This window comes from Micromonospora sp. URMC 103 (assembly GCF_051386435.1).
Classification (GTDB): Bacteria; Actinomycetota; Actinomycetes; order Mycobacteriales; family Micromonosporaceae; genus Micromonospora.
The window spans coordinates 1,185,978-1,203,272 of record NZ_JBPQTR010000004.1; the positions used below are offsets into that span (position 1 = coordinate 1,185,978).

Genomic DNA, 17,295 nt, shown 5'->3' on the forward strand with positions numbered 1-17,295 from the left:
CCCCGTCACCCCCACCACGGCGTCGATCATGCAGTTGTGGTGCCTGGCTCGCCCAGGTATATCCCTTTTGTCACCCACCACAACTGCATGATCGACGGGGTGGGTGGTGCGCGCGCGGGGGTGGGGGACGTCTCGCGGCTTGGGGCGTCCTGATTGGGATAGGTTGTGCCCCGTGACTGACGAGCAGGAGACGAATCCGGGCGAGCCGCTGCGGGTCGGCGTCCTCGGCGCCCGTGGCCGGATGGGCGCCGAGGTGTGCAAGGCCGTCGACGCCGCCGCCGACATGGAGCTGGTGGCCACGATCGACCAGGGGGACGGCCTGGACGCGGCCTCCGCCGCCGAGGTGGTCGTGGACTTCACCACCCCGGACGTCGTCATGGACAACCTGCGCTGGTGCATCGAGCGGGGCATCAACGCGGTGGTCGGCACCACCGGCTTCACCGAGCAGCGGCTGGAGCGGGTGCGCGGCTGGCTGGCGGACAAGCCCGGTGTCGGTGTGGTGATCGCCCCGAACTTCGGCGTCGGCGCGGTCCTCATGATGCAGTTCGCCGCGCGGGCGGCCCGGCACTTCGAGTCCGTCGAGATCATCGAGCAGCACCACCCGCGGAAGCTTGACGCGCCGAGCGGCACCGCGACCCACACGGCCCGGCAGATCGCCCGCGCCCGTGCCGAGGCCGGGCTCGGTCCCGTGCCGGACGCCACGAAGGACGAGGTGCCGGGCGCCCGGGGCGCCGAGATCGACGGAATCCGCGTGCACGCCGTACGCGCCACCGGACTGGTCGCGCACCAGGAGGTGCTCTTCGGCACCACGGGCGAGACGCTGACCATCCGGCACGACTCGTACGACCGGGCGTCGTTCATGCCGGGCGTCCTGCTGGCCGCCCGCGCGGTGCGCAACCGCCCCGGCCTCACCGTCGGTCTGGATCCCCTGCTCGACTGAGCGCGAAACCCCGTCGCCGGCGCACCGGGGTGGCCCCTAGTCTGCCCCGGTGATCGACGCTGGACATTCCGACCGGGCCGGACGCCGCGTCACGCTGCGCCCGGTGGACGACGACAACTGGCGGGCGGTGGCCGACGTCGCGCCCCGTGACGACCAGCGGGCCTGGGTGCCCGCGTTGGCGGCCCGCTATCTGCTCCTGAGCGATCGTGGCGACGTGTGGACGTCCCTCGCGGTGTACGCCGACGAGACGGTCGTCGGGCACGTGATGTGGGGCGTCGACGACGACGGGTCGCACTGGATCGGCGGCATGGTGATCGACGCGGGGGAGCAGGGGCGGGGCGTCGGCGCGGCGACCGTGTCGACGCTGGCCGGCTGGCTGGCCGCCCGCGACGGGCACCCGCCGGTGCGGTTGTCGTACCACCCGGATAACACCGCGGCCGCGGCCCTCTACACGCGACTGGGCTTCGGCCCGACGGGCGCGGTGGAGGACGACGAGGTCGTCGCCGAACTCACCCGTCCACCCCGTTGATCATGAGGTGGCCACCATCCCCGTCGCCATCATCTTCGTGGTGTTCCAGCGCTACTTCGTCCGGGACGCCAACGAGGGCGCCGACAGGGGCTGATCCCGCGTCCCCGCCGGTCCCTGCCGGCGGGGACGCGCTCGGGCCCGGCTCAGTCGATCGGCGTGGCCTGCGCGGGCGCGGCGGGCTCGGCGCCCTCCGGGACCGTCACGTGCAGCCGGATCTGGGGGACCAGCATGTCCTCCACGTCGAGCGCGCGGCCGGCGCCGTCCGGCTCCCAGCCCGCGCTCGCGAGGAACGTGCGGGTGGCCTTGTCGCCGTCGAAGGCCCAGGCCACGGCGCGGGTGAAGCCGTCCTCCCGCCACAGGTCCACGCTGGCGGCGAGCAGCCGGCTGCCGTGGCCGCGCCGTCCCCAGCGCGGCTCGACGAGCAGGTCGGTGACCGCCGCGACGTCGCTGCCCAGCCCTTCGGCCGGCTCGTTCGGGGCGAGCGCCTCCGCATCGGCCGGACCGGAGGCGGCGAAGCCCACCAGATACGATTGCTCGGCCTGTTCGACGGCGACCAGCACACGGTGGGCGCCCGAGGGCGGCTCCTGCACCGCGGCGGTCCACCGCCGGGTCAGCCACGCCTCGTCCAGGTTGTCGAGGACGTGCCGGGGCAGGATCCGGCGATAGGCGACCCGCCAGGTCGTGAGCTGGATGCGTGCGATCTCGCCGGCGTCTTCCGGACGCGCCGGGCGGACGTACCCGAGAGCCATGGGACGTGAGCCTACGCAAGGCGAGGGAGGCGACGGTGGCGCAGGGTGCCGGACGGACGATCGCGCAGGTCGTCGGCGTGGTGCTGCTCGCCGTCGCGGTGTCCGCGTTCCTCGCGGTGGCCGCGGTCCGGCACGGCTTCTTCGACCTCCAGGTCTACTACGGCGCGCTCACCTGGTGGGTGCACGACGGCGGCGAGATCTACGACTACCTGCGGCCGTTCACGCAGTACGGCTTCACCTACCCGCCGTTCGCCGCCCTCGTCATGCTCCCGATGGCGTACGTGCCGTGGCTCGTCGCCATCGTGATCAGCGTGACCGCCACGGTCGCCGTGACCGTGGTCCTGTTCTGGTGGCTGGTCGATCCGATCGCCCGCCGGGCGGGCTGGACCCGCTGGTTCGCCCTCGCCGTGGCACTCTGCCTGGCCGCCGCGTTCGAGCCGATGCGCGAGACGGTCAACTTCGGCCAGGTCAACATGCTGCTGCTGTTCCTGGTGGCGGTGGACCTGCTCCGGCTGCTGCCGGCCGGCAACCGCTGGGCGGGCGTGGGCATCGGGCTGGCGACCGCCATCAAGCTGACCCCCGGCATCTTCATCGTCTACCTGCTGGTCACCGGGCGCTGGCGGGCCGCGTTCACCTCGATGGCCGCCGCGGCCGGGGCGACCCTGGTGGCCGCCGCGCTCTTCCCGGACGCCTCCCGGGAGTTCTGGACGGCGGCGCTGTGGAACACCGACCGCGTCGGCGAGCTGGCGTTCGTCTCCAACCAGTCGCTGCGCGGGGTGGTGGCCCGGCTCGACCCCGAGCACCCGAGCACGCTCGCCTGGCTCGTCCTGGTGCTCGGCACGATGGCGCTGTGGGCCTGGCGATCGCGGGCCGCCGCGTCGGCCGGTGACGAGGCGACCGGGCTGGCCCTCACCGGCGCCGTCATGTGTCTCGTGAGCCCGGTGACGTGGGTGCACCACCTGGTGTGGCTGCTGCCGGTGCTGATCCTGCTCGTGGACAACGCCATGGCGGCGCCCGCCCGTGGCCGCCGGCGCCGCCTGCTGCTGGCCGCCGCGCTCGTCGGGTACGGGCTCCTCGTGAGCCGGATCGTCTGGGCGTGGGAGAAGGACTTCACCGGGCTGGACGGCTTCCTCGGCAGCAACACCTACGTGTGGATCAGCCTGGCGCTGCTCGCGTTCCTGCCGGTCCGCCGGACGACGCCGGCCGGGTCAGCCGCCGAGGCGCCCGGCGTACCGCAGCTCGACGAGGTCGACGGGCGGGCGCCCGCCGGAGAGCGGCACCGGGTAGGTGGAGCGTTCCCCGTCCGGTGACAGGCCGGCCCGGGCGCAGAAGCGACGGGCACGCCGGTTCTCCTCGAGCACCCAGAGCCGGTACGCCGACCAGCCCCGCGCAACCAGCCCCGCCCGGGCCGCGGCGAACAGCTCCCGTGCCGTCCCGTCGCCCCAGTGCGCCGGCTCGACGTAGAGGGCGAGGATCTCGCCGCAGGTCGGATCGAGCGTGTCCCGGTCCTGGTCGACCCGGTAGGGCCCGAAGGAGGTGAAGCCGATCACCCCCTCGCCGTCCGTCTCGGCGAGCAGGGTCGTGAACGGGTGCTCCGGATCCGCCGTACCCACGTCGCGTCGGCGCTGCGCCCAGGCGGCCACGTTCAGTCGCCGCAGCACCTCGTCCGGCATGATGCCGGCGTAGCCGGCCTGCCAGCCGTGCACGTGCACCCGGGCGACCGCCTCGGCGTCGTCCGGCTCTTCCGGGCGGATGGTGCGCATCGCACCGTTCTATGCCTCGTCGGGCGGTCCGTCCAGCATCCGCGCCGCGGCGTCGTACGCCTGAGCTAGGGTCGCCGTCGATGGCCGCACCGGAATCGCTCTCTCTCGCCCAGGCGCGCCGGGTGGCGCTCGCCGCCCAGGGTTTCGCCGACCCGGCGCCGGCCGGCGTGCCCACCCGCCGGCACCTGCGCCGGGTCCTCGACCGCGTCGGGCTGATCCAGATGGATTCGGTCAACGTGCTGCAACGGGCCCACTACCTGCCGCTCTACAGCCGGCTCGGGCCCTACCCGACCAGCCTGCTCGACAGCGCCGCCTACCGGCGTCCCCGCGAGCTGTTCGAATACTGGGGGCACGAGGCGTCGCTCGTCCCCGTCGGGCTGCACGCGGCGCTGCGCTGGCGGATGGCCCGCGCGCGCAGCGAGGCCTGGGGCGGCATGCGCCGCATCGCGCAGGAGCAGCCCGAGCTGGTCGCCTGGGTCCGCGACGAGGTGGCCGCCCGGGGGCCGCTCACCGCCGCGGAGATCGAGCACGACGCGCCCCGGGAGACCGGCAACTGGGGTTGGAACTGGTCGGCCGTGAAGCGGGCGCTGGAGTTTCTGTTCTGGGCCGGCGAGGTGAGCGCCGCGGAGCGCACGACCTCCTTCGCCCGCCGCTACGACCTGCCGGAGCGGGTGCTCCCCGCCGCGGCGCTGGACGCGCCCACCCCGACCGACGCCGAGGCGTACCGGACGTTGGTGGCGGTCGCCGCCCGGTCGCTCGGGGTCGCCGCCGAGGCGGAGCTGCGCGACTATTTCCGGCTGCCGCTGGCCGGCGCCCGGCAGGCGATCGCCGAGCTGGCGGAGGCGGGCGAGCTGGTGCCGGTCACCGTGGCGGGCTGGCGGCAGCCGGCCTGGCTGCACGCGCAGGCCCGGCTGCCCCGGTGGGTGCGCGGCAACACCCTGGTCAGCCCGTTCGACCCGCTGATCTGGGAGCGCAACCGCACCGAGCGGCTCTTCGACTTCAGCTACCGCATCGAGATCTACGTGCCCGCGCCCCAGCGGGTGCACGGCTACTACGTGCTGCCGTTCCTGCAGGGTGACCGGTTCACGGCCCGGGTCGACCTCAAGGCCGACCGGAAGGCCGGGGTGCTGCTGGTGCCCGCCGCCTGGGTGGAGCCCGGCGCCGACCCGGGGGAGACGGCCGTGGCGCTCGCCGCCGAGCTCTACCGGCTCGCCGGCTGGCTCGGTTTGGACGCCGTGGCGCCGCCCGCCGCCGGTGACCTGGCCGGCCCGCTGGGCGCCGCGCTGGTGGGCGTGGCCGGTGTACGGTGAGCCCGTGACGAGCGTTGACGGGCCGGCCGTCCCGCCGCAGCCACCCACCCCGTCCGCCGTACCCGCCGCGACGGCCCCCGGTGCGGCGCTGGCGCACGGTGCGGCGCCGCCTCCCGGCTGGCCGGCGGGCGCGCTGCCGGCCGGCACGGTCCCGCCCTATCCGGTGGTCGAGCCGGACCGGCTCACCCGGTTCGTCATGCGGCTCTACGACCGCTCGCCCCGCTGGGCCGTGCCGCTGGCCGCGCTCGGCTGCGTGGCCGCCGGCATCGCCTACACGTTGATCAGCGATCCCACCCGTTCCGCGCCCGACGCCGCGCCCAGCTGTCTGCTCAAGCTCACCACGGGCCTTGACTGCCCGGGCTGCGGAGGCACCCGCGCGCTCTGGTACGTGGTCCACGGCGACCTGCCGGCCGCCGCCCGGCACCACTTCCTGTTCGTCTTCGCGCTGCCGTTCCTCGCGTACCTCTTCGTGGCGTGGGCCGGTCAGCAGGCGTTCGGCTGGCGCCTTCCGGAGCTGCGCATCAGCAGCAAGGTGATCGGCGGGTTCCTGGCCGCCTGGCTGGCCTTCTCGGTGCTGCGCAACCTCCCCTGGGCGCCCTTCACCTCCCTGTACGTGTGATCCCACCGCTCGTCGATCGGCGGGCGGACCAGCGGCGCGACCGGGCGGCCGTCTGCTCGGCGGAACAGGTGGCGGCATCCGAGGGGGGCCGGCTGCCGGCTCACGCGGGTGATGCGAGGGGTGGGGCTCGGCGCCTGTCGAGCTGCCCCAGATACGGGGCGGACCGGCGTCGGAGTGGCGGGCCCGGTGCCCGCGCGGCGCTCCGGTGCCCGCGCCTGGCGCTCCGGTGCCCCATTCCTGGGGCAGCTCGACAGGGCCCGGAGGTAGCTCCCGTCTCCCGCAGCGGGGCCTCGGCCGGGCGGCCAGCGGGACCCGCCCGACGTGATCGAACGCGCACGGGAGCGAGCCGGACTTGGGCTGGCCCGCCCCTCCCACTACAGTCCGAGGAATGCCGGAGATGGTGCAGCCCCAGGTGAAGTTGATCGCGTGGACCCACTTCGAGGCGCCGGACGACGTGCCCTGGTCGACCGACGCCGAGGGGGGCCAGGCGCTCGCCGAGTTCGCCGGTCGTGCCTGCTACCAGTCGTGGCGCAAGCCCAACCCGGCGACCGCCACCAACGCCGGTTACCTCGCGCACATCCTCGAGGTCGGCCACCTCTCGGTGCTCGAGCACGGCTCGGTGACCTTCTACTTCAGCGGGGTGTCCCGCTCGTTCACCCACGAGCTGATCCGGCACCGGCACTTCTCCTACTCCCAGCTCTCCCAGCGGTACGTCCCGGAGCGCGACGCCGCCATGGTCGAGCCCGCGGTGATCGCCGAGGACCCGGAGCTGCACAAGAAGTTCGTCGAGGCCGCCGAGGCGAGCGTCCGGGCGTACACCGAGTTGCTGGAGGGGCTGGAGAAGCGCTTCGCCGACGTGGAGAGCGCCACGCTGCGGCGCAAGCAGGCCCGCCAGGCGGCCCGCGCCGTCCTGCCGAACGCCACCGAGACGCGGATCGTGGTGACCGGCAACTACCGCGCCTGGCGCCACTTCATCGCCATGCGCGCCTCGGAGCAGGCCGACGTGGAGATCCGCGAGGTGGCCGTCGAGTGCCTGCGCCAGCTCCAGAGGGTGGCCCCCAACGTCTTCGCCGACTTCGTGATCACCGCCCTGCCGGACGGCACGGAGGTGGCGACGAGCCCTCACGCCCAGCTCTCCTGAGCCCTTCCCCGGCGGGCGCTCCGGGGTCGTCCGCTAGGTTGGATACATGACGCACGACCACCCTGACACCCCGGCCCGGGCGGTGTCCCGCCCGTTCGGCCGAGTGCTCACGGCCATGGTGACCCCGTTCACCGCCGACGGGTCGCTGGACCTCGACGGCGCCGCGCGACTGGCGAACCACCTGGTCGACGAGCAGGGCAACGACGCGCTCGTGGTCAACGGCACCACCGGCGAGTCGCCGACCACGAGCGACGCGGAGAAGGAACGCCTCATCCGGGCCGTGGTGGAGGCCGTCGGGGACCGGGCCAAGGTGGTGGCCGGGGTGGGCACCAACGACACCCGGCACACCATCGAGCTGGCCGCCGCCGCCGAGAAGGCGGGCGCGCACGGGCTGCTCGTGGTGACCCCGTACTACAACAAGCCGCCGCAGGCGGGGGTGCTGCGCCACTTCACCGCCGTCGCCGACGCCACCGGCCTGCCGGTGATGCTCTACGACATCCCGCACCGCGCCGGGGTGGCGATCGCCACCGAGACCATGGTCCGCCTCGCCGAGCACGGGAGGATCGTCGCGGTCAAGGACGCGAAGGGCGATCTCACCGCTACCAGTTGGGTGACCAGCCGCACCAACCTCGCCTTCTACAGCGGCGACGACTCGCTCACCCTGCCTTCGCTGGGCGTCGGCGCGGTCGGCGTGGTCGGCACCTCCACCCACTTCACCGGCAGGCTCACCAAGCAGATGATCGAGGCGTACGACGCGGGGGACAACGCCACCGCGCTCGCCCTGCACCGCCGGCTCCTGCCCCTGTACACCGGCATCTTCCGTACCCAGGGCGTCATCCTCGTGAAGGCGGGCCTGAAGGCCGTCGGCCTGCCCGCCGGCCCGGTCCGGCCCCCGCTGGTGGACGCCACCGACGACGAGACGGCCCAGCTGCGCGCGGACTGCGCGGCGGCGGGTCTCGAACTGCCCGAATGAACGAACGACACGACGGACGCCCGGTGACGGCGTCCCAGAATGAGGTGAACGCGTGACCGAGGCGCACATCGAGGCGGAACTCCCCCCACCGCTGCCCGAGGGCGGGCTGCGGATCATCCCGCTCGGCGGGCTCGGCGCCATCGGTCGGAACATGACCGTCTTCGAGTACGACGGCAAGCTGCTGGTGATCGACTGCGGGGTGCTCTTCCCCGACGTCGAGCAGCCCGGCGTCGACCTGATCCTCCCGGATTTCGGGCCGATCCTGGACCGGCTCGACGACGTGCAGGCGATCGTGCTCACCCACGGTCACGAGGACCACATCGGCGCGGTGCCGTACCTGCTCGCGCACAAGCCGGACATCCCGCTCGTCGGCTCCCAGTTCACGCTCGCCCTCGTCGAGGCGAAGCTCGCGGAGCGGCGGATCCAGCCCTACACGCTGACCGTGCGGGAGGGCGGCCGGGAGCAGCTCGGCCCGTTCGAGTGCGAGTTCTTCGCGGTGAACCACTCGATCCCGGACGCGCTCGCCGTGGCGGTGCGCACGCCCGCCGGCCTGGTGCTGCACACCGGCGACTTCAAGATGGACCAGCTTCCCCTCGACGGCCGGATCACCGACCTGGCCGGCTTCGCCCGGCTCGGCGCCGAGGGCGTGGACCTGCTGCTGTCCGACTCGACCAACGCCGAGATCCCGGGCTTCGTGACCCCGGAGCGGGAGATCGGCCCCGTCCTGGACTCGATCTTCCAGAAGGCGCGCGGGCGGATCATCGTCGCCTCGTTCGCCTCCCACGTGCACCGGGTGCAGCAGGTCTTCGACTCGGCCGCCGAGCACGGCCGCAAGGTGGCCCTCATCGGCCGGTCGATGGTGCGCAACATGGGCATCGCCCGGGACCTGGGTCTGCTCAACATCCCGCCCGGCCTGGTCGTCGGGCTGGAGGAGGCGACGACCATGCCGCCGGAGCAGATCGTGCTGATGTCCACCGGTTCGCAGGGCGAGCCGATGAGCGCCCTAGGCCGGATGGCCAGCGGCGACCACCGGCACATCACGATCGCCCCCGGTGACACCGTGGTGCTCGCCTCGTCCCTGGTGCCGGGCAACGAGACCTCCGTCTACCGGGTGATCAACCGGCTCGCGAGGGCCGGCGCCGTGGTCGTGCACAAGGACGTCGCGAAGGTCCACGTCTCCGGCCACGCCCCGGCCGGCGAGCTGCTCTACCTGCTCAACGTGGTGCGGCCCAGCAACCTGATGCCCGTGCACGGCGAGTGGCGCCACCTGCGGGCGCACGCCCGGCTCGGCATCGAGTCCGGCGTCGCCTCCGACCGGGTGGTGCTCTGCGAGGACGGCGACGTGGTCGACCTCGTCGAGGGCCGGGCCAGCCTGGTGGGCCACGTGAAGAGCCGGTACGTGTACGTCGACGGGCTCGCCGTCGGTGACGTCAGCGAGTCGCTGCTGACCGAGCGGCGGATCCTCGGCGACGGCGGTTTCATCGCGGCCACCGTGGTGGTGGACTCCGTGACGGGCAAGGTGGTGGCCGGCCCGACCGTCTCCGCCAAGGGCTTCTCCGAGGACCCGGAGGCGTTCAACGGCGTGATCCCGCTGGTCACCGAGGCGCTCAACCGGGCCGCCGCCGACGGCATCAGCGACCCGCACCAGCTCCAGCAGATCGTCCGGCGGACGGTGGGGCGCTGGGTCAACGACGCGTACCGCCGACGGCCGATGATCGTGCCCACGGTCGTCGAGGTCTGATCCGCCGCCGATCCGTGACCGGGCCGGTCGCCGATATCCCCGTGCACGTCGGCGACCGACCCGGAGCCCCACAGGCGCGGTCGGCCGTGACCGCGGCCCGGACGGCCAAGCGCCCGCTCAGTCCCGCGCGAGCCGGCGCCGGACCAGCAGGAGCGCGGCCCCGAAGGCGAGCAGCGCCACACCCGCCAGGGCGTACGCCGTTCCGGCGGCCCCGGTACGGGCCAGCTCCGGCGCCCCCTGGCCCGACGCGGTCGCCGTGGGCGCGCCCGTCGGCCTCGCGGTGCCGGTCGGGGACGGCGTGACGTCGCCCGCCCCGGAGCCCTCGCCGCCGGCCAGCCGGAGGGCGACGGAGGTGTCGCGGTTGGTGTAGCGCTCGGTCGGCGCCAGGTTCAGCCGGACCGTCCGGGTGCCGCCCGTCACCGCCAGCCGCACGGCGAACCGGTCCGCGGCGCCCGCCGGCACCGGCCCGGACCGCAGGATCTCGCATCCGACGCCGTCCATCCGACCGCTGTCCGAGCAACTCGGGCCGATCACCCGGACGCCGTCCGGGGTGGTGACGTTCAGCGCGTACCCGCCGATCGCGAAGGTGCCGGCGTTCGTCACCCGGACCGCCACCGTGGTCTGACCGTCCACCACGGGCGCGGCGGTGGCCCCCAGCCGCAGCGACGTCCGGTCCGGCCAGTTGATGCGGACGTCCACGGTGCGGGTGGTGACGCCCGTGCCGTCCCGGCCGGTGACCGAGCCCCACGCGTCCACGCCGAACACCGGCTCCGCCGTCGAGGACGTCACCGTGAGGCGGTACTCCCGCCGCCCGCCGGGTGCCACCTCGGCGCCGCCGCAGGTCCAGGTCGCCGACGCCCCGGCGGCCGGGCGGCAGTTTCCCCGGTCGGTCAGAGCGACGCCGGGCGGCAGGCGGAGCACGAAGAACCCCGGGGTGGCCGTCTGACCCTCGTTGAACACGGTCACCGTCAGCGGCGCGGAGGGGCGCCACGGGTCACCGTTGAGGAAGACGTGATCGGCGAAGGCCAGGACGGCCCCCGGGGCGTCCGGCGACGCGGCCGGGGCGGGTGCGGCCGTGGACGGCGCGGGGACGAGCAGGGCGAGAAGTGCGCCGGCGGCAGCGGCGCGGGACAGACGGATCATGGTGGCTCCCTGGGTCGGCACGAGCGATGCCGGTGCCACGCCCGAAGCGGGTGCCCGGTTGCGCGAGTGTCGGATGTGTGGCATTCCCGCCTCGCCCGTGCTCCGGGGGCGGGAGCGGGTCAGGGCAGCGCCGCGACGGCGTCGGCGTACGCGACGCCGGTCGTGACGGCCGCGTTCAGCAGCACGGCGAGCTGCGCGGGGGCCACCCCGTGCGCCAGGTCCGTGCTCACGTCGCCGGCCAGCACCAGCTCGCCGCCGAGGTCGTGAACGTACGCCTTGGGCAGCAGCCGGTCTTGGTTCCACGCGTTGCAGAACGCGTACGCCTCGGCGCGCCGGGCGACCGGCAGCCGCCGGGTGGCCAGCGTCCGGGCGTGCAGGATCTCGCCGCGCTCGCCGAGCCGGCGGAACTGGATGACGGCCTCGCCCCACCGGCCCACCACGGTCGCGCCGGCGTCCACGGCGTACCGGTCGCCACGGCGGTCCAGCAGCGCGGTGATCATCGACAGGGTGAGCGGCGCAAGCTCCAGCTCGTCGGGCTCCGGATCCTCCGGTGCGGGGTCGGCGACCTCGTCCCCGGCGCCGTCGTCGGGAGGCAGCGGCACGGGCGCCGCGACCGGACGCTCGGCCAGCCAGGCGGCCATCCGGCCCGACTGGTGCCCCGTGCCGTTGCGGGCGTCGAAGCTGCCGGCCAGCTCGGTGGCGACGGCGAGCAGCACGGCGCCGAGCGTCGCGACGTCGAGGTCGGCGGCCGGGCGGTCCCCGTACGCCGGCCGGTGCACGGTGCGTCCGCCCAGCCCCGCCTCGACGGCGAGCGCGCAGACCAGTGCCCCGGCGGCCGCGAACTCCATGCCGGAGAGGTCGTCGTGCGGGTGGTCGAGCCGGGGCAGGTGCGCGGCGAGGATGTCGAGGCCGCGCGCCGGGTGCCCGGCGAGCGCGCAGAAGCGCAGGTGCGTGGCGAGGTACGGGAAGGCGGCCCGCTCGCGGCGGTGCCGCCGGTACGCCCGCACGTGCGCGGCGCCGGCGCGTTCCGGCTCGCCGAGCCGCAGCCAGGGCAGCAGGGCCGACGTGAGGGCGCGCTCGGGCTGGTCGGTGCAGTCGACGGCGCCGTCGAGCACCTCCCGCAGCTCGGCGAGGGCGGCCGCGGCCTCGCCCCAGCCGGTGAGCACGTCCGCGCGGCGGGCCGGTGCGCAGCCGGGGCACCCGCTCGCGGGCCCGGGCTCGGCGGTCGCCCAGCGGTCGTACCACTCGCGGGCGGTCGGCTCGTCGCCCAGGTGGTCGGCGATGCGGCAGCGCAGCTCGGCCACCGCCTCGGCCGCTTCGCCCGTCCTGCGGGCCAGGTCGTCGACCGCCCGCGCCTGGTCCAGCCCGACCCGCGGCGTGCCCAGCAGCGCCTCGACCGCGTAGCGCTGGTAGCGGGTCAGCAGGTCCGCCTCCGTGTCGGTGAACAGCTCGGGGCGGCGGTCGAGGACGGCGAGGCAGCGCCGCACCGGCTCGACGAGTCGCCACCGCTCGCCGTGCAGCAGAGCCGTCTCGACGAGCGCGAATCGGGCGTCGACGGCGGAGCGGTCGTCGCCGTCCGCGTCCGCCTCGGCCGCGATCCGTTCCAGCTCGACGAGCCGGGCGGGACCGTCGGGCAGGTCCCGGACGTCGGCGAGGGCGGCGACCAGCTCCCGGTTGCGGGCCGGCCCGCGGTTGCGGCCCACGAGGTCGAGGTCACCCAGCCGGCCGTGCCGCCGGCCACCGGTCCCGCCCGGGCCGCCGCCCGGCTCGCCCCGACCGCTCACGAGGCGGCTCCACGGGGAAGCCGGCCCACGGCGGCCGCGAGCTGGCAGCCCGTCGAGATGCCGCAGTCGAGCAGCTGGTCGAGCTGGTGCGCGGTCACCCCGCGCTCCAGGTCGGCGATCACCTCGCCGCAGACGCGGGCCCGGCCGTCGTCGTCGACGTGGACGAAGGCCTTCGGCCAGAGCCGGTCGTGGTTCCACGCGTTGCAGAACTCGTGCAGCGCCGGGACCCGTTCGATGGGAAAGGTCGGCGCCACCATGGTGCGGATCTGGAGCAGCTCGCCGGCCTCGCCCAGCCGCAGGAACCAGACGAGGTTGTCGTCCCAGCGGCCGACCAGGTCGCCGTCGGCCTGGGCGGTCACCGCGTACCCCCGGGCGCCGAGCACGGCGGCGATCAGCTCGCCGGTCAGCGGTCGCAGCCGCCGCGGGTGCCCGGCCAGGGGGCCGTCCGGATCGTCCTCGTATCCCGGCGACGCCATCGGGCATCCCTTCTGAGGCAGATATCACGGCATGCGGCGGAGTCCGTGCTGCGACGCGCGGACACGACCCGGAAAAGCGGCGATCCGCCGGGCCGCGCCGTTACGGTGATGCTATGGCGGGCCGTACCTCTCAGGCGAGCCGGCGGCGCGGCGCGTCGCCGCGCGGTGCGACGAACAGCCGCGCCCGCCAACCGGCGAAGAAGACCACCCGCGCGCCCGTGCGCCGCACCCGGGCCGCGCGTCCGGGCCCGGCCGTCTACGTCGGACGCGCGGTCGGTGCGCTGTGGATGGGACTGGCGCACGGCGTCGGGTGGGCGGTGCGCGCGGCCGGCCGGCAGGCCGCCACGGCCCGCGAGCTGGATCCCGAGCACCGCCGCGACGGCGCGGGCCTGTTGCTGTTCGGTCTCGCGCTGCTCAGCGCCGTGGGGATCTGGTTCTCCGGCGCCGGCCCGGTCGGCGCCCGGCTGGCCGACACGGTGCGGCTCTTCCTCGGCGCGATCTCCGTGGTGATACCGGTGCTGCTGGGCATCGGCGCCTGGCGGCTGATGCGCCAGCCCGTCGAGGCGGACCACCGCGGCCGTGGCCTCGTCGGCTGGGGCTCGATGCTCGTGGCCACCGCGGCGATGCTCCACATCGGGCAGCAGCCGGTCGACCCGGTCCAGCGCGACTACGCGGGTGGCCTCGTCGGTGCGGGCGTCGGCAGCCTGCTGGAGCGGGCCGTCACCGCCTGGGTCGCGATGCCCCTGCTCATCCTGCTGCTCCTCTTCGGGCTGCTGGTGGTCACCGCCACCCCCATCAACAAGATTCCCGAGCGGCTCGGCCTGTTGGCGGGCACGCTGGTGGCCCCGCCGTCCACCGAGGACGAGGAGGAGCCGCCGGCCAAGCCGGTGCGCAAGCGTCCGGCGAAGCGCGTGCCGCCACCGGTCGACCCGGACGCTTTCGAGGACGACCTCGACGGCGTCGACCTGCAGGACACGCTCGTCCTCACCCGCACACCGCCGGCCAGGGTGCCGGCCAGCCGCAAGCCCGTCGAGCCGCCGGAGCACTCGCCGCTGCCCACCCGTGCCGAGCAGCTCGCGCTGACCGGCCTGGCCGGCGACTACACGCTGCCGCCGGCCAACCTGCTGAGCACCGGCGCCGCGCCGAAGTCCCGGAGCAAGGCCAACGACGAGGTGATCGCCGCGCTCACCGGCGTCTTCGAGCAGTTCGACGTGGACGCCGCGGTCACCGGCTTCACCCGGGGCCCCACGGTGACCCGCTACGAGGTCGAGCTGGGGCCGGGGGTCAAGGTCGAGCGGATCACCCAACTCTCCCGCAACATCGCGTACGCCGTGAAGTCGCCGGACGTCCGGATCCTCAGCCCCATCCCGGGCAAGAGCGCGGTCGGTGTGGAGATCCCCAACACCGACCCGGACAACGTGTCGCTCGGCGACGTGCTGCGCTCGCGGGCCGCCACCAGCGACCACCACCCGATGGTGGTGGCCCTCGGCAAGGACATCGAGGGCGGCTTCGTGGTGGCCAACCTGGCCAAGATGCCGCACATCCTCATCGCGGGCGCGACCGGCGCGGGCAAGTCGTCCTGCCTCAACTCGCTGCTGGTGTCGATCCTCACCCGGGCCACCCCGGACGAGGTGCGCCTGCTGCTCATCGACCCGAAGCGCGTCGAGATGACCGGCTACGAGGGCATCCCGCACCTGGTCACGCCCATCGTGACCAACGCGAAGAAGGCGGCCGACTCGCTGGAGTGGGTCGTCCGCGAGATGGACATGCGCTACGACGACCTCGCCGCCAACGGGGTCCGGCACATCGACGACTTCAACCGCAAGGTGCGCAACGGCGAGATCAAGGCGCCGCCGGGCAGCGAGCGGGAGATGCGGCCCTACCCGTACCTGCTGGTGATCGTCGACGAGCTGGCCGACCTCATGATGGTCGCCCCCCGCGACGTGGAGGACTCGATCGTCCGGATCACGCAGCTCGCCCGGGCCGCCGGCATCCACCTGGTCCTCGCCACCCAGCGCCCCTCGGTCGACGTGGTGACCGGCCTCATCAAGGCCAACGTGCCGTCGCGGCTGGCGTTCGCCACCTCGTCGTTGGCCGACTCCCGGGTCATCCTCGACCAGCCGGGCGCGGAGAAACTGCTGGGGCGCGGCGACGGCCTCTTCCTGCCGATGGGCGCCTCGAAGCCGATCCGCATCCAGGGCGCCTGGGTCACCGAGCGCGAGATCGCCGACGTGGTGAAGTTCTGCAAGGACCAGCGTGAGCCGGAGTTCCGCTCGGACGTGCTGACCGTGGCGCAGGAGAGCAAGAAGAAGATCGACGAGGACATCGGCGACGACCTCGACCTGCTCGTGCAGGCGGTGGAGCTGGTGGTCACCTCGCAGTTCGGCTCCACGTCGATGCTCCAGCGGAAGCTGCGGGTGGGCTTCGCCAAGGCTGGCCGGCTCATGGACCTCATGGAGACGCGGGGTGTGGTCGGGCCGTCGGAGGGCTCGAAGGCCCGCGACGTGCTCGTCAAGCCCGACGAGCTGGAGGAGGTCCTCGCCGGGCTGCGCGGCGATGGGTGAGCAGCGTGCTGGACGCGCCGGCGCCGGTGGCGGTCGGCGCGGCTCAGTGGAAGATCTTCAGGCCGGCCACGCCGGCGATCACCAGGAAGAGGCAGGCGATCCGGGGCAGGCTCGTCGACTCGTTCAGCGCGACCATGCCGACGACGGCGGTGCCCACCGCGCCGATGCCGACCCAGACCGCGTACCCGGTGCCGACGGGGATGTCCCGCAGCGCGTACGCGAGGCCGGCCATGCTGAGCACCAGCGTCGCCACGAAGATCACCGAGGGGAGGGGGCGGCTCAACCCGGCGCTGCGGTCGAGGGCCACCGCCCACGCCGTCTCGAGCAGTCCGGAGAACACCAGCACGATCCAGGCCATCGCGTCACCTCTGCGGGAGCGCCCGGACCACGGGCCGGGACGAGTCGGGTCTGCACGTGTCGGGGCGTCTTCGCCTGACCGGGTACGCCCGCCGCTCGTCCGGGGTGGCCGGCAGCGGCCACCGGAGCCGACGGTAGCACCGCGTCCGGTGGCGCAGCGGGTGAGTCGAGCCACCGGCAATTGACCTGAACCTCACTTCAACTTGCAGTATGGCGACCATGACCCTGCTCTTCTCCGACCCCGAGGTGTCCGCCGCGCTGGACGCCGCCACCACGGTCGACGCCATGCGCGCCGCGCTGCTGGCCGCGTACGAGGGGCGGCTCGTCGCCCCGCCGCGGGCCTCGGCGTCGCTGGGCGGGGGCCGGATGGTGCTGACGGCCGGCCACCTCACGGGGGAGTGGTACGGGTACCGCTCGTACGACACGTTCGGTCACCCCGAGGCGCAGCAGCTGGTCGTCCTGCACGACGGGCGGACCGGCGCGGTGCGGGCCGTGGCGGTCGGCGAGGAGCTGGGCTCCCGGCGTACCGGCGGCCTCGGTGGGGTGGCGGTGGACGCCCTGGCCCGGCCGGACGCCGCGACGCTCGGCGTGATCGGCTCCGGCCGGCAGGCGTGGACGCAGGTGTGGGCCGCCGCCGCCGTGCGACCGCTGCGCGAGGTGACCGTGCACAGCCGTTCGGCGGCCCGGCGGGAGGCGTTCGCCGCCCGGGTTCGTGCCGAACTCGACGTGCCCGCCCGGGCGGTGGCCGACCCGGCCGCCGCGGTGGCCGGCCGCGACGTGGTGGTGCTCGCCACCACGAGCCCCACCCCGGTGCTCGACGCCGCCCACCTCAGCCCCGGCACGCACGTGAACACGGTCGGCTTCAAGCAGCGCGACCGCGCCGAGTTCGGGCCGGACCTGCTCACGGTCGCCGACGTGCTGGCCACCGACTCGCCGGCGCAGGCGGGCGCGTACGCCCCACCGATGCTCGCCGCCGAGCCCCCGTACGCCGATCGGCTGCGGGACCTCGGCGCGGTGCTCGCGGGCGTCGAGGCCGGCCGCACCGCGCCGGAGCAGATCTCGGTCTTCTGCTCGGTGGGTCTCGCGGGCACCGAGGTCTTCCTGCTCGACCGCCTGGTCCGGGTCGGCGCCGCGACGGTGTGAACCGGCGCCCGCCGCTGTCGGCGGCCCGCCGTGCACGGGCGGCCCCGCGCGGCCCGGTACCCT

Annotated in this window: 16 protein-coding genes and 1 riboswitch; of the genes, 10 read left to right on the top strand and 6 right to left on the bottom strand. The window is 74.3% G+C overall.

Annotated features, from left to right (window positions below; genetic code table 11):
• Window positions 1–172: 172 nt before the first annotated feature.
• Together dapB and ACSNOA_RS09185 are read left to right on the top strand one after the other, a co-directional pair.
• Entirely contained in the window at window positions 173–940 is a 768-nt protein-coding gene (gene dapB / locus ACSNOA_RS09180) for a 4-hydroxy-tetrahydrodipicolinate reductase (RefSeq protein WP_436657525.1), read from the top strand.
• A gap of 49 nt (window positions 941–989) precedes the next feature.
• Window positions 990–1,469, top strand: a complete 480-nt coding sequence (locus ACSNOA_RS09185; protein ID WP_436657526.1) for a GNAT family N-acetyltransferase — start codon at window positions 990–992, stop codon at window positions 1,467–1,469.
• A 143-nt stretch (window positions 1,470–1,612) separates the two neighbouring features.
• Here the strand turns inward: ACSNOA_RS09185 and ACSNOA_RS09190 are convergent, their stop codons facing one another.
• Window positions 1,613–2,218 carry an N-acetyltransferase family protein gene (locus ACSNOA_RS09190; protein WP_436657527.1) on the bottom strand — a complete coding sequence of 202 codons (606 nt, stop codon included), beginning with the start codon at window positions 2,216–2,218 and terminating at the stop codon, window positions 1,613–1,615.
• Window positions 2,219–2,253: 35 nt separating this feature from the next.
• Here ACSNOA_RS09190 and ACSNOA_RS09195 point away from each other — a divergent pair, with 35 nt between their 5' ends.
• Window positions 2,254–3,528 (top strand): glycosyltransferase 87 family protein, encoded by a 1,275-nt coding sequence (locus tag ACSNOA_RS09195; RefSeq protein ID WP_436658355.1) that lies wholly within the window; start codon window positions 2,254–2,256, stop codon window positions 3,526–3,528.
• On the opposite strand, the gene ACSNOA_RS09200 is transcribed toward ACSNOA_RS09195, so the two are convergent.
• A complete protein-coding gene (locus tag ACSNOA_RS09200; protein WP_436657528.1) occupies window positions 3,427–3,981 on the bottom strand; it encodes an N-acetyltransferase family protein in 555 nt (184 codons plus the stop codon). The two genes, ACSNOA_RS09195 and ACSNOA_RS09200, sit on opposite strands and share 102 nt — an antisense overlap.
• 80 nt (window positions 3,982–4,061) lie before the next feature.
• On the opposite strand from ACSNOA_RS09200, the gene ACSNOA_RS09205 reads away from it, so the two are divergent.
• From ACSNOA_RS09205 to ACSNOA_RS09225, 5 genes are all read left to right on the top strand, one after another.
• Window positions 4,062–5,291 (top strand): winged helix-turn-helix domain-containing protein, encoded by a 1,230-nt coding sequence (locus tag ACSNOA_RS09205; protein WP_436657529.1) that lies wholly within the window; start codon window positions 4,062–4,064, stop codon window positions 5,289–5,291.
• Between the two features lie 4 nt (window positions 5,292–5,295).
• The gene (locus ACSNOA_RS09210) at window positions 5,296–5,910 is read left to right on the top strand and encodes a DUF2752 domain-containing protein (RefSeq protein WP_436657530.1); all 615 of its coding nucleotides are present in this window, start codon (window positions 5,296–5,298) and stop codon (window positions 5,908–5,910) included.
• A gap of 397 nt (window positions 5,911–6,307) precedes the next feature.
• A complete protein-coding gene (gene thyX / locus ACSNOA_RS09215; RefSeq protein ID WP_436658356.1) occupies window positions 6,308–7,051 on the top strand; it encodes an FAD-dependent thymidylate synthase in 744 nt (247 codons plus the stop codon).
• A 46-nt stretch (window positions 7,052–7,097) separates the two neighbouring features.
• Window positions 7,098–8,024, top strand: a complete 927-nt coding sequence (gene dapA, locus ACSNOA_RS09220) for a 4-hydroxy-tetrahydrodipicolinate synthase (protein WP_436657531.1) — start codon at window positions 7,098–7,100, stop codon at window positions 8,022–8,024.
• Between the two features lie 52 nt (window positions 8,025–8,076).
• A complete protein-coding gene (locus ACSNOA_RS09225; protein ID WP_436657532.1) occupies window positions 8,077–9,765 on the top strand; it encodes a ribonuclease J in 1,689 nt (562 codons plus the stop codon).
• A 117-nt stretch (window positions 9,766–9,882) separates the two neighbouring features.
• Here the strand turns inward: ACSNOA_RS09225 and ACSNOA_RS09230 are convergent, their stop codons facing one another.
• From ACSNOA_RS09230 to ACSNOA_RS09240, 3 genes are all read right to left on the bottom strand, one after another.
• The gene (locus ACSNOA_RS09230; RefSeq protein WP_436657533.1) at window positions 9,883–10,908 is read right to left on the bottom strand and encodes an LPXTG cell wall anchor domain-containing protein; all 1,026 of its coding nucleotides are present in this window, start codon (window positions 10,906–10,908) and stop codon (window positions 9,883–9,885) included.
• A gap of 119 nt (window positions 10,909–11,027) precedes the next feature.
• On the bottom strand, window positions 11,028–12,692 hold the full coding sequence (locus ACSNOA_RS09235) for a YbjN domain-containing protein (protein ID WP_436657534.1): 1,665 nt from the start codon (window positions 12,690–12,692) through the stop codon (window positions 11,028–11,030).
• A complete protein-coding gene (locus ACSNOA_RS09240; protein ID WP_436657535.1) occupies window positions 12,689–13,168 on the bottom strand; it encodes a YbjN domain-containing protein in 480 nt (159 codons plus the stop codon). Before ACSNOA_RS09240 ends, ACSNOA_RS09235 begins: the two co-directional genes overlap by 4 nt.
• Before the next feature lie 113 nt (window positions 13,169–13,281).
• Between ACSNOA_RS09240 and ACSNOA_RS09245 the strand changes: the two genes are divergently transcribed.
• Window positions 13,282–15,732, top strand: a complete 2,451-nt coding sequence (locus tag ACSNOA_RS09245; RefSeq protein WP_436657536.1) for a DNA translocase FtsK — start codon at window positions 13,282–13,284, stop codon at window positions 15,730–15,732.
• Window positions 15,733–15,775: 43 nt separating this feature from the next.
• Here ACSNOA_RS09245 and ACSNOA_RS09250 read toward each other — a convergent pair whose 3' ends face one another.
• Window positions 15,776–16,090, bottom strand: a complete 315-nt coding sequence (locus ACSNOA_RS09250) for a DMT family transporter (protein WP_436657537.1) — start codon at window positions 16,088–16,090, stop codon at window positions 15,776–15,778.
• Between the two features lie 58 nt (window positions 16,091–16,148).
• Window positions 16,149–16,215: riboswitch (guanidine-III (ykkC-III) riboswitch) on the bottom strand.
• Between the two features lie 93 nt (window positions 16,216–16,308).
• Between ACSNOA_RS09250 and ACSNOA_RS09255 the strand changes: the two genes are divergently transcribed.
• Window positions 16,309–17,232: an ornithine cyclodeaminase family protein gene (locus ACSNOA_RS09255; RefSeq protein ID WP_436658357.1), complete on the top strand. Its 924-nt coding sequence runs from the start codon at window positions 16,309–16,311 to the stop codon at window positions 17,230–17,232.
• Window positions 17,233–17,295 lie beyond the last annotated feature (63 nt).